The 14,895-nt window shown below is 73.4% G+C and carries 15 protein-coding genes; 10 read left to right on the plus strand and 5 right to left on the minus strand.

The annotated features are described in order from the left end of the window. Window positions 1–73: 73 nt before the first annotated feature. Window positions 74–556 (plus strand): DoxX family membrane protein, encoded by a 483-nt coding sequence (locus AB0J24_RS24865; protein ID WP_358685487.1) that lies wholly within the window; start codon window positions 74–76, stop codon window positions 554–556. 65 nt (window positions 557–621) lie between these two features. Here the strand turns inward: AB0J24_RS24865 and AB0J24_RS24870 are convergent, their stop codons facing one another. Beyond that, window positions 622–1,200 carry an AAA family ATPase gene (locus AB0J24_RS24870; RefSeq protein WP_358685489.1) on the minus strand — a complete coding sequence of 193 codons (579 nt, stop codon included), beginning with the start codon at window positions 1,198–1,200 and terminating at the stop codon, window positions 622–624. Window positions 1,201–1,375: 175 nt separating this feature from the next. Here AB0J24_RS24870 and AB0J24_RS24875 point away from each other — a divergent pair, with 175 nt between their 5' ends. The 6 genes from AB0J24_RS24875 (at window position 1,376) to AB0J24_RS24900 (ending at window position 7,397) form a co-directional block, all read left to right on the plus strand. Then, window positions 1,376–2,356 carry a bile acid:sodium symporter gene (locus AB0J24_RS24875; protein WP_358685492.1) on the plus strand — a complete coding sequence of 327 codons (981 nt, stop codon included), beginning with the start codon at window positions 1,376–1,378 and terminating at the stop codon, window positions 2,354–2,356. Between the two features lie 31 nt (window positions 2,357–2,387). Continuing rightward, window positions 2,388–3,653 (plus strand): alpha-hydroxy-acid oxidizing protein, encoded by a 1,266-nt coding sequence (locus tag AB0J24_RS24880; protein WP_358685494.1) that lies wholly within the window; start codon window positions 2,388–2,390, stop codon window positions 3,651–3,653. Window positions 3,654–3,786: 133 nt separating this feature from the next. Next, window positions 3,787–4,953: an LLM class flavin-dependent oxidoreductase gene (locus AB0J24_RS24885; RefSeq protein ID WP_358685497.1), complete on the plus strand. Its 1,167-nt coding sequence runs from the start codon at window positions 3,787–3,789 to the stop codon at window positions 4,951–4,953. Window positions 4,954–5,049: 96 nt separating this feature from the next. Then, entirely contained in the window at window positions 5,050–6,717 is a 1,668-nt protein-coding gene (locus tag AB0J24_RS24890; protein ID WP_358685499.1) for a helix-turn-helix domain-containing protein, read from the plus strand. Window positions 6,718–6,726: 9 nt separating this feature from the next. Further along, a complete protein-coding gene (locus AB0J24_RS24895) occupies window positions 6,727–7,032 on the plus strand; it encodes a hypothetical protein (RefSeq protein WP_358685501.1) in 306 nt (101 codons plus the stop codon). A gap of 161 nt (window positions 7,033–7,193) precedes the next feature. Next, entirely contained in the window at window positions 7,194–7,397 is a 204-nt protein-coding gene (locus tag AB0J24_RS24900) for a cold-shock protein (RefSeq protein ID WP_344020079.1), read from the plus strand. A 75-nt stretch (window positions 7,398–7,472) separates the two neighbouring features. Here the strand turns inward: AB0J24_RS24900 and AB0J24_RS24905 are convergent, their stop codons facing one another. The 3 genes from AB0J24_RS24905 to AB0J24_RS24915 all read right to left on the minus strand — a co-directional run bounded on the left by AB0J24_RS24905 (window position 7,473) and on the right by AB0J24_RS24915 (window position 10,159). Beyond that, window positions 7,473–8,117 carry a TetR/AcrR family transcriptional regulator gene (locus tag AB0J24_RS24905; RefSeq protein WP_358685503.1) on the minus strand — a complete coding sequence of 215 codons (645 nt, stop codon included), beginning with the start codon at window positions 8,115–8,117 and terminating at the stop codon, window positions 7,473–7,475. Window positions 8,118–8,271: 154 nt separating this feature from the next. Then, complete coding sequence (locus tag AB0J24_RS24910) at window positions 8,272–9,885, minus strand: alpha/beta hydrolase (RefSeq protein WP_358685505.1); 1,614 nt, start codon at window positions 9,883–9,885, stop codon at window positions 8,272–8,274. A 4-nt stretch (window positions 9,886–9,889) separates the two neighbouring features. Beyond that, entirely contained in the window at window positions 9,890–10,159 is a 270-nt protein-coding gene (locus AB0J24_RS24915) for a hypothetical protein (RefSeq protein WP_358685507.1), read from the minus strand. Between the two features lie 246 nt (window positions 10,160–10,405). Between AB0J24_RS24915 and AB0J24_RS24920 the strand changes: the two genes are divergently transcribed. Further along, window positions 10,406–10,843 carry an SRPBCC family protein gene (locus AB0J24_RS24920; RefSeq protein ID WP_358685509.1) on the plus strand — a complete coding sequence of 146 codons (438 nt, stop codon included), beginning with the start codon at window positions 10,406–10,408 and terminating at the stop codon, window positions 10,841–10,843. Here AB0J24_RS24920 and AB0J24_RS24925 read toward each other — a convergent pair. Then, window positions 10,840–11,601, minus strand: a complete 762-nt coding sequence (locus AB0J24_RS24925) for an IclR family transcriptional regulator (RefSeq protein ID WP_358685511.1) — start codon at window positions 11,599–11,601, stop codon at window positions 10,840–10,842. The two genes, AB0J24_RS24920 and AB0J24_RS24925, sit on opposite strands and share 4 nt — an antisense overlap. A gap of 138 nt (window positions 11,602–11,739) precedes the next feature. Between AB0J24_RS24925 and AB0J24_RS24930 the strand changes: the two genes are divergently transcribed. Beyond that, entirely contained in the window at window positions 11,740–13,263 is a 1,524-nt protein-coding gene (locus AB0J24_RS24930) for an aldehyde dehydrogenase family protein (protein WP_358685514.1), read from the plus strand. Next, entirely contained in the window at window positions 13,260–14,831 is a 1,572-nt protein-coding gene (locus AB0J24_RS24935; RefSeq protein WP_358685516.1) for a GMC family oxidoreductase N-terminal domain-containing protein, read from the plus strand. Before AB0J24_RS24930 ends, AB0J24_RS24935 begins: the two co-directional genes overlap by 4 nt. Window positions 14,832–14,895 lie beyond the last annotated feature (64 nt).

The raw sequence follows: 14,895 nt of genomic DNA on the forward strand, positions 1-14,895 counted from the left end.
TTCCCCGCCCTCTTGACGTCGAGCCGGGTGAGCGGCAGTCTAGCGCCGACAAAACGGATAGGAGGACTATCTAATGGCGCCCTTGGTCATGCTCCTGGCGGTGACCGCCGCGGCGATGGTGTACGGCATGGTCGGTGACCCTCGCTTCCGCAGTCCTGCCGAGGCGCTGCGGATCGGGCTGGCGGCGATGTTCGCGATGACCGGCATCGCGCACTTCGTCGGCATGCGCGAGGAGCTGGTGGCGATGGTGCCGCCGGGGCTGCCCGCCCCGGAGCTGCTGGTCACGGTGACCGGTGTGCTGGAGCTGGTCGGGGCGGTGGCGCTGCTGGACCGGCGGACCGCGCGCTGGTCGGCGGCGGCGCTGGGCGCGCTGCTCGTCGTGATGTTCCCGGCCAACGTCCACCTGGCGCTGACCGGGACCGATGTGGGCTGGACGCAGGAACTCGTGCCCCGGACGGTGCTGCAGATCGTCTTCCTCGCCGCGACCGTCGTCGTCGCCCGGGGAGTGCGCTCGCGCCCGGCGCCGGGAGCCGACACGCGGTCGCGCGTTGCCTGACCGAGGGTCCCGCCGGGCACCGGTGCGGTGAACTCCGCCGCGTCCCCGGGGCCGGGCAGCAGTGCTCAGTGCCTGCTGCGCCGTACCGACTCGACCAGCGGGCCCTCGATCCAGCGGGTGACCTCGCTGCGCGACCGCAGCCGCACCACGGTCGGCCCGTCGACGCTCCGGTGCGCCTCGGGGACCAGGGTGCGGAACTTGTGTCGCGTCGACACCGCCCAGCGCAGGATGTGCTGCCGGTCGGTGAGGACCCGGTGCAACGGCGGCTCGACGTTGCCGTTCCACAGGACCTCCCGAGCTGCTCTGCGGCGCACCGTCCGCCGCAGGACCTGCGGGAACGTCACCCGCCAGAACGGCAGGTCCAGCCACACCAACAGGTCGGCCCGCCGCGCGATCAGCGGCCGGGCCGTCGCGTACTGCCATTCGACGACCCAGGACCCACCGGCCACCAGCTCGCCGACCTCGTCGAGGAAGGACGGTCGCGGGGTCCACCCCGGACCGTGGAACAGCGCGTCGATCTCGGTGTGCGGGGCACCGAGCACCCCGGCGATCCGCGCGGCCGCCGTCGTCTTCCCCACCCCTGCCACGCCCGCGACGGCGACCCGTCGTGGCCGGGCCGGCAGCGGGTGGTCGACGCCGAGCACCGCGCGAGGGTACTACCGGCGCGGCGCACCCACGGCACCACCGCCGGTGGCGGTTATCCTGGCGGCGATCGTGCTGCCGGCCCGGCCGCCCGCAGGAGGCGCCGGGCGGGAGCGGCTCCGCACCGGCGCGGCCCGACGTCCCGGCAGCGACCGCGCCGCCCGGGGAGGACCGCCGATGAGCCTTGCCGAACGGCTGCAGAGCGTTCTGGTCACGGTCGCCGCGCTGGTCGGGCTCGGCGCCGGCCTGCTGCTCCCGGTGGGGGAGACCGCGGCCCTGCTCGTCCTGCCCGCGCTGCTGGTGATGGTGACCGCCGTCGTCCTCCAGATGGACGCCCGGCAGGTCGGTGAGGTGCGGGGGGCGGGCCGGCTCGTCGCGGCGAGCCTGGTGCTGAACTTCGTGGTCACCCCGCTGCTGGCCTGGGCGCTCGGTGCCGGCCTGCTCGGCGGGCAACCGGACCTGCGGATCGGTCTCCTGCTGCTGCTGGTGACCCCGTGCACCGACTGGTACCTGGTGTTCACCGCGATCGCGCGGGGACACACCGGGATCGCCGCAGCCCTGTTGCCGGTCAACCTGGTGCTGCAGCTGGCGTTGCTGCCGGTGTACGTGCTGCTGCTCGGTGGCCGGTCGGCGATGGTCGACGCCGGCACGCTCGTCGAGTCGGTGCTGCTGGTGCTGGTCGTGCCGCTGGTGGTCGCGACGACACTGCGGGCGCTCGCCACCCGATGGCGGGGGAGCGGGTGGCGGGACCGGCGGATCGTCGCCCCGGCGTCGCGCCTGGTGTTGCCGATGCTCTACCTGGCGGTGGGCGCGATGTTCGCCTCGCAGGCCCGCACCGTGCTCGCGCACGCCGCGGACCTGCTCGCGCTGCTCCCGCCGCTGCTGATCTTCTTCGTGGTCGCGCCGCTGCTCGCGACGGCGGCCGCCCGGCTGCTGGCGCTGCCCGCCGACCACCGGGTGACGCTGACGATGGTCAGCACCGCGCGGAACTCCCCGATCGCGCTGGCCATCGCGGTCGCCGCGTTCCCCGACCGGCCGCTGATCGCGGTCGCGCTCGTCGTCGGGCCGCTGCTGGAGCTGCCGGTGCTTGCCCTGATCGCGCAGCTCGTCCGGGTGCGCGCGGCCGAGGGCTCCGCACCGGAGACCGGTCGCCCGTAACGTGAGCGTCCGGACGAGCGGAGGAGGCCACGTGGGGGAGCCGGCACCGGGGCGGGCGCGGCAGGAGCAGATCTTCCGGCAGGGCGCGGCCGGCACCCGGCCGCGTGTCCCCACCGGGCCCGACGAGCTGGAGCGGCGCGCCCGACGGGTGATGAGCCGCCGCGCCGACGCCTACGTCAGCGGGGGAGCCGGAGCGGGTGCCACGATGCGGGCGAACCGGGAGGCGTTCGGCCGCTGGGAGATCGTGCCGCGGTTGCTGCGCGAGGTCGGTGACCGCGACCTGTCCGTGGAGCTGTTCGGCCGGTGGCTGCCGGCACCGCTGCTGCTCGCCCCGATCGGCGCGGCCGACCTGGTCCGGCGGGGAGCCGACCGGGCGGTCGCCGCGGCGGCGGCCGCCGCCGGGATCCCGATGGTGATCAGCAACCAGGCCGGTGTGCCGGTCGAGGAGGTCACCGGCGGCGGTGGGCCGACCTGGTTCCAGCTGTACTGGTCGACCTCCGACGAGCTCGTCGACAGCTTCCTCGCGCGCGCCGAGGCCGCCGGGTGCGACGCGGTCGTGGTCACCCTGGACACCACGATGCTGGGCTGGCGGCCCCACGACCTCGACCTCGGGCACCTGCCGTTCGCCCGCGGGATCGGCATCGCCCAGTACACCTCGGACCCGGTGTTCCGGGGACTCGTCGAGCAGCGGCTGGCCGGGCCGCGCTCCGGACCGGCCCCGAAGGTCACCGCGCAGGCGCTCCGGACCCTGGCCGAGATCACCCGCAACGTGCCCGGCCGGTTCCTCGACAACCTCCGCTCACCCCTCCCGCGGGCAGCGGTCGAGACGTTCCTGCAGGTCTACTCCCGGCCCGGGTTGTCCTGGGCGGACCTGGCCGGGCTGCGCGGGCGTACCCGGCTGCCACTGCTGGTGAAGGGTGTCCTGCATCCCGACGACGCCCGGCGCGCGATGGACTCGGGTGCCGACGGCGTGATCGTGTCCAACCACGGCGGACGCCAGGTCGACCACGCGGTCGCCGCGCTGGACGCGCTGCCGGGCGTCGCCGAGGCGGTGGGCGAGCAGGCACCGGTGCTGCTCGACAGCGGTGTGCGGACCGGCGCGGACGTGGCGATCGCGGTCCGGCTCGGTGCCCGCGCGGTGCTGCTCGGGCGCCCGTTCGTGCACGGGCTGGCCCTCGACGGGGCCCGCGGGGTCGCCCAGGTCCTCGCGAACGTGGTCGCCGAGCTGGACCTGGTGTGCGGGCTGGCGGGTGCGACGGCGCCCACCGGGATCGAGCTCCGCGAGCGCGGCAGGTGACACCGGGCTCGCCTGCCGTCGGTCGACTGTCAACTTTCCGCACACCTCGGCGGGAGTGACCGGCGTCATCCTGAGGACTCCGGACAGCGCGGTCGGGATCACGGCCGCATCCGACAACCCCCTGGAGGCCCCCGTGACCCGACTCCGCTTCGGCACTTTCCTCGCGCCGTTCCACAAGCCCGGCCAGAACCCCACGCTGGCCCTGCAGCGCGATCTCGAGCTGGTCGAGCACCTCGACCGCCTCGGCTACGACGAGGCGTGGTTCGGTGAGCACCACTCGGCGGGCTCGGAGATCATCGCCTCGCCGGAGATCTTCATCGCCGCCGCAGCGGAGCGGACCCGCAACATCAAGCTGGGCACCGGTGTCACCTCGATCTCGTACCACAACCCGCTGTGGGTGGCCGACCGGATGGTGATGCTCGATCACCTCACCCGCGGCCGGTCGATGCTCGGTTGCGGTCCGGGCTCGCTGCCGACCGACTCGGCGATGATCGGGCTCGACCCGACCGACACCCGCGAGCTGCTCGAGGTGAACCTCGACATCATCATGCGGCTGCTGCGCGGCGAGGTGGTGAACGCCGAGACCCGCACGCACACGCTGATCGACGCCCAGCTGCAGCTCGCCCCCTACACCGACCCGTGTTTCGACGTCGCGGTCGCCGCGGTGGCCTCGCCGACCGGGCCGCGGATGGCCGGCCAGCACGGTGTCGGTCTGCTCTCGATCGGCGCCACCCTCACTCAGGACGGGTTCGACGCGCTCGCCCACCACTGGAGCGTCGTGGAGGAGCGCGCCGCCCACTTCGGACAGCCGACCCCGGACCGGTCGAAGTGGCGCCTGGTCGGGTTGATGCACATCGCCGAGACCCGGGAGCAGGCCTACCGCGAGGTCGAGTACGGGATCGAGCACTGGTTCCGGTACTTCCAGAAGGTCGCGGCGTTCCCGCAGATGGCGGTGGAGGGCGGTGACATCAAGGAGATGATCGACTTCATCAACGAAGCCGGGATCGGTGCGATCGGCACCGTCGAGGACGCGAAGGCGCAGGTCCAGAAGCTCGCGGACCAGTCGGGTGGATTCGGGGCGTTCCTGCTGCTGGGGCACGAGTGGGCGAACCCGCAGGCCACGAGGCGGTCCTACGAGCTGATCGCCCAGCACGTGATGCCGGAGTTCCAGGGCCAGGCCGCGGGCACCCTCGCGGCGAAGGACCGGGCCACCTCGACCCGCGATCGGCACGCCAAGACCCAGCTCGACGCCGTCGCGGAGATGACCAAGCGCTACGAGCAGGAGAAGGCCGGGGGCTGAGGTCCTCCTGCCGGGGCCGGGCCCTCCCGCCGAGGGGCCCGGCCCTGGCGTCCCGGCGCCGTACGGGTGAGGATCACCCACCGAGGGGAGGGGTCGATGTCGAGCAGGAGCGTCTGGGAGCTGTTCCAGTCCGGCGAGGAGCCCGAGGACCTGCGGGGCGACGTCCTCACCTCGTGGCGGCGTTCCCGGTTCAGCGGTGTCGATCCCGAGTACGTCGACGTCCCGTACGTCGAGACCGATGCCGACTCGTCGTTCGCCCGCGTCGCCATACCGATCATGACGGGGATGGCCGGGCTGCTGGTCGGTGACCGGTCCTGTCTCGCGCTCTCCGACGAGCACGGCAGTGTGATCTGGCGTTGGGTCTCCGAACCGATGCTGCGCGGCACCCTGGACGAGCTGTCGGTGGTCGAGGGCTTCTGTTTCGGCGAGGAGTACGTCGGCACCAACGGTCTCGGCACGGCGCTGGAGACCGGCACCCTCGCCGTCGTGCACGGCACGGAGCACTACGTGCAGCGCTTCCACGACGTCACCTGTGTGGCGGCGCCGGTCCGGCACCCGATCACCCGCCGCACCGTCGGCGCCGTCAACGTGACCTGTCGCGCCGGTGACGCGAACCAGCTGCTCTCGGTCGTGGTGCGCAAGCTCGTGGAGGAGATCCGGACCGCCCTGCTCGATCGGGCGAGCGTGCGCGAACGGCACCTGCTCGACGCGTTCCTCGCCGAACAGCGGACGCGGAGCGGGCCGGTGGCCGTGATCGGGGACGGTGTGCTGATCACCAACTCCGAGGCCGCCGACATCGGCCTGGACCGGCTCGACATCTGGGACGAGCTGCGCTCGCCACGCAACGACATCGTGGACGGGGTGTCGATCGACCTGCCGGCCGACCTCACCGCGCGGGTGCGGCTGGTGCGGGCCGGCGGCATCACGGCGGGCGCACTGCTGACCGTGTCCGGGCCGGAGCAGCCGGTCACGCCCGCCGTCCCGCGCCGCCGTCCCGCCCCGGACCCCGACCCGTGGTCGGCGGCCGCGGACCGGGTGGCCCGGCTGGTCGGCGCCGGGCCGGTCGCGGTCCGCGGTGAGAGCGGGACGGGGAAGGCGACCCTGCTCGGATCCGTCCTCGGGCCGCACACCGCGCTGGACGCCGCGACGCACGCCGTCGACGGTCCCGGCGCCTGGGTCGGGCGGCTGCGGGCGGTGCCGGCGGGCACCGCCGTCGTCCTGCGGCACGTCGAGATGCTCGATCCGGCCACGGCCAGAGCGGTCGCCGCGGTGCTCGGCGCCCGCGCGTCGGTCGGGCTGACCGTGACCGTCGCCGACGGCGAGTCACCGGCACCGTCGGCCGCACTGCTGCTCGACGCGCTCGGTGCGGGCACCGTGACCCTGCCGTCGCTGCGCAGCCGGCCCGACGACGTCGCCGCGTTCGCCCGGACGTTGTTGCGCCGCCACGGCACCGGCCTGTCGTTCGCCCCGGACGCGCTCGCCGCGTTGCGCCGCCACGACTGGCCCGGCAACCTCGCCGAGCTCGCCAGGGCGGTCCGGGACGCCGTCGCCGAGGATCCCGGCCCGGTACTGCCCGCGGCCGCGCTGCCGGACGGGATCCGGGCGGCGGCGACCCGGCGCGCGCTCACCCCGCTGGAGCGCGCCGAGGCACAGGTGATCCGCACCGTGCTCGGTGCCCATGGCGGCAACAAGTCCACCGCGGCCCGCGAGCTGGGAATATCGCGGACCGCGCTGTACACCAAGATTCGCAGCTACCGTCTGTAGAGGAGTCCCGTGTTCGTAGAAGTCACCGGGTCCGGCGTCCGCCTGGCCGAGCCGGAGGTGTTCACCGCCTTCCACGTCGTCCGCCCGGCCGCCATGACGCCGGACGATCTCGCCGCGGCGCTGTCCACGCACGAGATCGGGCAGCTCGACGGCGACGACGTGCTGGTGCGGGTCACCGCGGTGCGCCGGCTCGCCGAGGGCCGGGTCGGTGACGACTGGGAGGACGGCTTCACCGCGATGCTGGCCTACGCCGAGCGGAAGGGGTGGCTCACCGACGACGGCGCGATGGTGCGCGCCCACGTCGAGCTCGCCTGACCGCCCGGACGCACCGGACGACTCAGGAGGGAAAGATCGGGACGAAGCGGACATCAGTCCGCGACGCGCCCGACATTGATGCCGCCGCCCGGTCCCCCTCGGGCGTGTTGACGGCTAGGGTCCACCACGTAGGTACCGGCAAGACGCGAGGAGACATCCGGATGCCACAGGGAACCGTCAAGTGGTTCAACGCGGAGAAGGGGTACGGGTTCATCACGCCGGACGGAGGCGGGCAGGACCTGTTCGTCCACTTCAGCGCGATCCAGTCCTCCGGGTACCGCACCCTCGACGAGGGGCAGGCCGTGACCTTCGAGGTCACGCAGGGGCAGAAGGGTCCGCAGGCGGACCAGGTCGTGCCCACCTGAGCGGGAGAACCTCCCACCGACGGCAACGCCCGGGGCGCATCGAGCGCCCCGGGCGTTCCCGTGTCGGGGGGTCGGTCAGTCGGCGAGCCGGGTCTCCAACCCGGCGATGAACAGCTCCGTCCGGCGCAGCGTCCAGCTGCGGGGCGGGTCGTCGATCCCATCGCGGAACACCGCGCGGACCTGCGGGTCGAACGGCTGCGGCGACTCCAGCACCTGGTCGCGGCGGCGCAGGTCGCCCACGCCGTGCCCGTTCGCACAGAGCCAGGGGTGCATGGCCATCTGGAGCGTGGTGCTCGCGGCGAGCACCGAGTCCTCGGCGCTGAGCCCCGAGGCGAGCAACCGGTCGGTGAGGCGCTGCAGCACCGACATCAGGGCCTCCGGCGCTTCGGGCAGCCGGACCAGCGCCGGCGCGAGGCCGGGATGGGCGGCCATCACGTCGAACGTCGCCGCGGCGAAGGCGAGGAGCTGCTCCTGCCACCGGCCCTCGGACTCGGGGAAGACGTCCTCGGTCACCACGTCGTCCACCAGCGCGGCCACCAGCGATTCCAGGCTGGGGAAGTGCCGGTAGAACGTCGAGTACTTGACGCCGACCCGGGCGGTCACCGCGCCGACCGTCAGGTCGGAGAAACCGAGCTCTCGGGCGGCTGCGAGCAGCGTGGCCCGGTCGGTCAACGGGGGGCGTCCGGTGCGCCGCGCCGGTCTGCTCTCGGTCTCGGTCACGACCGCATGCTACTGCCCGTGCCCGGCCCGGTGGGAGGGTAGTCGCCGTCTATGTGACGACTATCTGTGACCTGCGCCATCGCTGGTTCATTGAGCGGCCGCTCATTCCGCCGGACGGACGGTTCCGGGTCCCGGTGAGCGTCCCGGCGGTCACTCAGCGTAACCCCCCTGTCGTCCCGGCGACGATTCGCCCGATGGTGTCGAGTCCGGGTGTGCCCGGATCCCAGTAGGAGCTGTGCGCGGACATCCATTCCGACTCGTCGGTCGGTGTCGTGGGGTCGTCGGCCAGGGCGCGCCCCAGCGGACCCGGTGCCGAGTCGAACACCGCGGCGCCGAACCCGGCCCGGGACGGGTCGGGTCCGTGGATCAGGCCCGCCGGGCCGAACCCGCGCGAGGTGCTGAACACCTCGGAGCCTGCGGCCAGCCGGATCGGGTCGTTGGCGGCGGTCGTCGCCCAGACCCGGTCGACGGGCACCCCGAGCTCGGACGCGTGTCCCACCCCGACCCCGGGGCTGCCGACGAACACCACGTCGTCCGCCGCGATCCCGGGCCCGGCGGCCCGGCCGAGCACCAGCGAACCGTAGGAGTGCCCGACCGTCGTCAGGTGCACCGGCCCGTCGTGCCCGGTGCGCAGCGCGTCCTGGAAGCGGCGCAGGTCGACCGCGGCGCGGTCCGCCCCGCGGTCGTCGATGGCGTCCGAGAGATCGGCGGGGGCGTCGTAACCGGTCCACAGCACCGCGGCCACCTCACCGTCGGGTGCCGCGCCCCGGGCGGCGTCCCGGGTCGCATCGACACGGCGCAGGTCCTCTGCCGCCGACGCCCAGCCCGCCCCGGTCCCCGGGACGTGGGTGACCACGTGGGCGGCCCGTTCCGGATCACCGACGGCCAGTACCACCTGTCCGTTGCCGGAGCCGCGGGTCAGGTGCAGGAGCAGCGCATCCGTGGCGGCCAGCCTGCCGTGCACCGCGTCCAACCCGGCGAGATCGGCCTCGGCCCGCTCGGCGCCGCCCTCGTCACCGGCCATCCGCAGCTGGTCGGCGAGCGCCCGGAGCCTGCTGCGCTCGGCGTCGAGCCGGCTCCGGTTGGCCCGGTCGCGGTCGGACGGCGGGATCCCGTCGGTGCCTCCGACCAGGTCCGGCCGGGTGCGGGTCAGGCGGTCCCGTTCGTCGTCGGGCAGATCGCTCCACCAGGCACGGGCGGCCGCCGCCCCGGCCGGTGCCACCACTGATCCGCTGCCGGCTGCGGAGGGACGCAGGGCCCGCAGCGCCGCGGTGGCCGCGGCGTCCGACCGGGCCGCGTCGGCCAGTGCGGAACGGACGGCCGCACCGAACCGCAGGCTCTCGGCCGCGAGCAGGCCGGTGAGGGCGGGGCCGCCGAACGGGAGCACGGCGGCCGCGACCCCACGCACCGTGGCCGGGACCGAGACCGTGCCGGTGGTGAGATCCACGTCGAGCAGCGGGTTGACCCCGAGCGCGGCCTGCACGATCCGGCGTTGTGCGGTGAGCACCTCACCGGCGTGCGTGCCGAGCACGTCACCGGCCCGGGCGGCGAGCGCGGCGTCGGTCACCAGCCGGGAGCGCAGCGCCTCGTTCCCCTCGCGGGCCCGATCCGCGTCCGCGCCGGCCCAGCGCTCCGGCAGTGCGGCGATGCCGGAACGGTCGAGGTCGTCGACCCGGGACGTGAGGCGGTGCGACAGGGCGTCCCAGGCGCGGGCCCGGCGCAACCAGGCGCCGGGGTCGGCTGCCAGCAGGTCATGCAGCGACAGCACGCGATCAGCCGGCGAACGAGGCGGCGGCGGTCTCGTCTGCCTCGCGCCAGTCCACGGCAGCGGCGCGGACCGCGACGGCGGTGCCTCGGAGCCGCTCGGCGTGCCCGCGGACCGCGTCGAGCAGGTCCGCCTCGAGATCCGCGGCGGCGGCGCCCGAGCCGAATCCGGGCTCCGGCGGCAGCGGCGGCACCGAGGTGGCATCGGAGTGCAATGCCTCGGCGACCTCGACCAGCCGTCCCGAGCAGGTCAGGAGCAGGTCGGGTTCGACCAACACGGTCCCCGGGGTGCTGGGCTCGGACGCGTTCGTCGGTACCACCGGTCGGCCTCCCGGGCACGGTGCGGGCGTCGGGTACGACCCGCCGAGGTTCCGCAGTCTGCGCCGGACGGCCCCGCCTGCGCGGCGGAACGCCGGAACCGGGTCGCGGCCGTGACCACCGCGCGGGCGAGCGGCGGCGCTCTCGATCAAGGTTCGCCGACGTGAGACCATCTTCGCCGTCCGAGTCGGGGTGAGAGGAGCGACGTGGTCGGCTTCCAGCGGGTGATGACGGTGTCCACCCCTGCCGCTGCCGTGCTCGGCTATCTGGCCGATCTCGGGCACAGCGAGGACTGGAACCCCGGGACGAAGTCGTGCACCCGGTCGGACGACGGTGGCCCCATCGACGTCGGCTCCACCTGGCACGCCGTCGCGGTGTACAACGGCCGGGAGACCGAGCTCGGCTACACCCTCGTCGGACGTACGGACTCGCGGCTGGAGTTCGTCGGGGAGAACAGCACGGTCACCGCGACCGTGGAGATCCTCGCCGATCCCGCTCCCGAGGGTGGAAGCGTCGTCACCTATCAGGCCGACCTGCGGTTCAAGGGGCTGTTGAAGCTGGCCGTGCCGTTCCTGCGCCGGGAGTTCGAGCGACTCGGCGACGAGATCGAGCGCAACCTGCCCACGGTGCTCGAGAAGCTCTAGTCCGGCTCCCAGAACCCCATCCGGCGGCTGATCTCGCGGCCGGCAGCGACCACGTCCGGGGTGATCTGTTCGATCCGCTCGACGGGGAGCCGGTAGGAGGGCCCGGAGACCGACAGCGCCGCCACGACGGATCCGCTGTGGTCGCGCACCGGCGCGGCGACCGCGTTCAGCCCGGTCTCCAGCTCCTCGAGCGACCAGGCGTACCCCACGGCGGCGACCCGGGCGAGCTCGGCGGACAGGGCCGCCCGGTCGGTGGGCCGGATCTCCTCCGGCAGCGCCGTGGGATCGTCGGCGAGGGCGGCGGCGAGCAGCACCTTGCCGCTGGAGGTGTTGTGCATCGGGGTGATCCGGCCCAGCCAGTTGTAGGTCGTGACCATGGCGGGCCCGCGGGCCTGGTCGACGTTGACCGCGAAGCCGCGGTCCGGGATCGCGATGTTCACGGTCTCGCCGAGCCGGGCGGCCAGCTCGTCGCACACCGGGCGGCCCTGGGTGGTGACCTCCAACCGCTCGGCGACCCGGCCGGCGAGCGGGATGAGACCGAACCCGAGGCGGTACTTGCCCCGGTCCCCGATCTGCTCGACCAGCCCGTGCTCCTCGAGTGCCCCGAGCAGCCGGAAGGCCGTGGACTTGTGCACCTCGAGTGCAGCGGCGAGTTCACTGACCCCGGCCTCGCCGAGCCCGGCGATGAGCTCCAGGACGGTGATCGCGCGATCGACGGACTGCACCCCGGACTCGCGACTCCGCACCGGGTTGCCCATGACGCAACCCTAACTCCGCGGTCTCCTCGACGCCCGCCAGGTGCGGCGGGAAAGCGTGACCCTCACCCGTTGGTGTCGAACCCCGTCCGGGTCCGACCACGGCTTGCGTTCGTTCATCCGCAGGTGAACGCTGCCCCGGTGCCGAGCCTCTACATTGACGGAACCTGGACCGGCGGCTCCGCCGGGACCGCTCCGGTGATCAACCCGTACGACGCGTCCATCGTGACCGAGGTCGACCAGGCCGGACCGGACGACGTCGACCGTGCGGTCGCCGCCGCCCGCCGCGCGTTCGACGGCGGACCGTGGCGCGCGACGTCCACCGCCGAGCGCGGTGCGATCCTCGCCACGGTCGCGGACCTCCTGGTCCGCGACCGGGAGGAGATCGCCCGGACCGAGACGCTGGACACCGGCAAGACCATCGCCGAAGGGCGGCAGGACGTCGACGACGTCACCGCGGTCTTCCGCTACTACGCCGGGCTGGCCGACAAGGACGCCGGGAGGATCGTGGACACCGGCAACGACGCCGTGGTGTCCCGGATCGTGCACGAGCCGATCGGGGTCTGCGCGTTGATCACGCCGTGGAACTACCCGCTGCTGCAGCTGTCCTGGAAGGTCGCCCCGGCGATCGCCGCCGGCAACACGATGGTGATCAAGCCCAGCGAGGTGACCCCGCTGACGTCGCTCAAGCTGGTGGAGCTGTGCGCCGAGGCCGGGATCCCGCCCGGCGTGGTCAACATCGTGCTCGGCGACGGTCCGTCGGTGGGCGCACCGCTGACCGAGCACGACGACGTCGACATGGTCTCGTTCACCGGCGGGCTGAACACCGGTCGCGCGATCATCCGCGCCTCGGCGGAGACGGTGAAGCGCACCGCCGTCGAGCTCGGCGGGAAGAACCCGAACATCGTCTTCGCCGACACCGACTTCGAGCTGGCCGTGGACTACGCGATGCTCGCCGTGTTCCTGCACTCCGGGCAGGTCTGCTCGGCGGGCGCGCGGCTGATCATCGAGGACTCGATCGCCGACGCCGTGGTCGACGAGATCGTCCGCCGGGCGCAGCGGATCCGGCTCGGCAACGGTCTGGCCGACGGCGTCGAGGTCGGCCCGCTGGTGTCCGCCGCCCACCTGGCCAAGATCGAGGACTTCGTCGCCGCCGCCCGCGCGGAGGGCGCGACGATCCGCTGCGGAGGCGCCCGGCCGGACGATCCGGAGCTGCGCGGGGGCTACTTCTACCTGCCGACGGTGATCACCGATCTGGCCCCGGGCTCCCGGTTGGTCCGCGAGGAGACCTTCGGCCCGCTGCTGACGGTGGAGCGGTTCAGCTCCGAGTCCGAGGCGATCCGGCTCGGCAACGACACCGAGTACGGCCTGGCCGGTGCCGTGTTCACCCAGGACATGGGGCGGGCCAACCGGGTCGCGAACGCGCTGCGCCACGGCACCGTCTGGATCAACGACTTCCACCCGTACTTCCCGGGCGCGGAGTGGGGCGGCATGGGCCGCTCGGGCAACGGCCGTGAGCTCGGCCCGACCGGGCTGGCCGAGTACCAGGAGATCAAGCACATCTGGCACAACACCGCACCCGAGCCGCAGCGCTGGTTCGCCGGGAGCACCGAAGCCGCAGCGAGCACAGCAGGTACGGCGGACAGGGCAGGGGAGCAGAAGTGAGCGACCGGTTCGACTACATCGTGGTGGGGGGCGGGTCCGCGGGCTGCGCGGTCGCCGCGCGGCTGTCCGAGGACCCCTCGACCCGGGTCCTGCTGCTGGAGGCGGGCCCGTCCGACGTCGGTGATCCCGCGATCCTGCGGCTCGCCGACTGGATGAACCTGCTCGACTCCGGCTACGACTGGGACTACCCGGTCGAACCGCAGGAGCGCGGCAACTCGCACATGCGGCACGCCCGCGCGAAGGTGCTCGGCGGCTGCTCCTCGCACAACTCCTGCATCGCGTTCTGGACGCCGCGCGAGGACCTGGACGAGTGGGCCGCCTCCGGGCTCACCGGCTGGTCCGCCGACGACTGCTGGCCGTTGATCGCGCGCCTGGAGACCAACGACGGGGAGTGGCGCGGTCCCGCCCACCACGGGCACGGCCGCTCCGGCCCGGTCAACCTCATGCAGATCCCGCCGCACGACCCCTGCGGCAACGCCGTGCTGGAGGCGGCGGCCGCGGTCGGGATGCCCACGGTGCGGTTCAACGAGGGCGTCACCGTCACCGACGGCGCCGGCTACTTCCAGATCAACGCGCTGCCCGACGGGACGAGGTCGTCGGCGTCGGTGGCCTACCTGCACCCGATCCTGGACTCGCGGCCGAACCTGGAGGTCCGGACGGACTGCTGGGCCTCCCAGGTGCTGTTCGACGGCCACCGGGCGACCGGCGTCGAGTACCAGCGCGGGATCGGCCCGGGTCGCGAGACGGCGCACGCCGACCGTGAGGTGATCCTCTCGGCCGGTGCGATCGACACCCCGAAGCTGCTCATGCTGTCGGGCATCGGCCCGGCCGCTCACCTGCGCGAGTTCGGCATCGACGTGCTGGTGGACGCGCCGGGCGTGGGATCCGACCTGGACGACCACGTGGAGGGCCTGGTCTTCTTCGACGCGGCGCGGCCGATGGTCACCGAGTCGACCCAGTGGTGGGAGATCGGCCTGTTCCACCGGACCGATCCGCGGCTCGACCGGCCTGACCTGATGATGCACTACGGCTCGGTGCCGTTCGACATGAACACGCTGCGCTGGGGCTACCCGACCACCGACAACGGGTTCTGCCTGACCCCGAACGTCACCCGCGGCCGGTCCCGCGGCACGGTGCGGCTGCGGACCCGCGACTTCCGGGACCGGGCACGCGTCGACCCGCGGTACTTCACCGACCCCGACGGGCACGACATGCGGATCATGACCGAGGGCATCCGGCTGGCCCGCCGGATCGCCGAGCAGCCCGTGCTGAGGGAGTGGATCGCCGCGGAGCTGGCGCCCGGCCCGGACGCCGTCACCGACGACGAGCTGGCCGACTACATCTCCAAGACCCACAACACCGTCTACCACCCGGCGTGCACGGCGAAGATGGGCACCGACGGCGACCCGGCGGCCGTCCTCGATCCGCAGCTGCGCGTGCGCGGCGTGACCAACCTTCGGGTCGCGGACGCCTCGGCGATGCCGTTCCTGCCGGCGATCAACCCGAACATCACCACCATGATGATCGGCGAGAAGTGCGCCGACCTGGTGCGGGCGGAGCAGGGCTGATCGTGACGGGTCGGCCCGTGCCCGTCCGGTCGCGGGCCGACCCGTGCTCGTCCGATGTGGTCAC

This window comes from Pseudonocardia sp. NPDC049635, assembly GCF_040659795.1.
In the GTDB taxonomy this organism is placed as follows: Bacteria; Actinomycetota; Actinomycetes; order Mycobacteriales; family Pseudonocardiaceae; genus Pseudonocardia.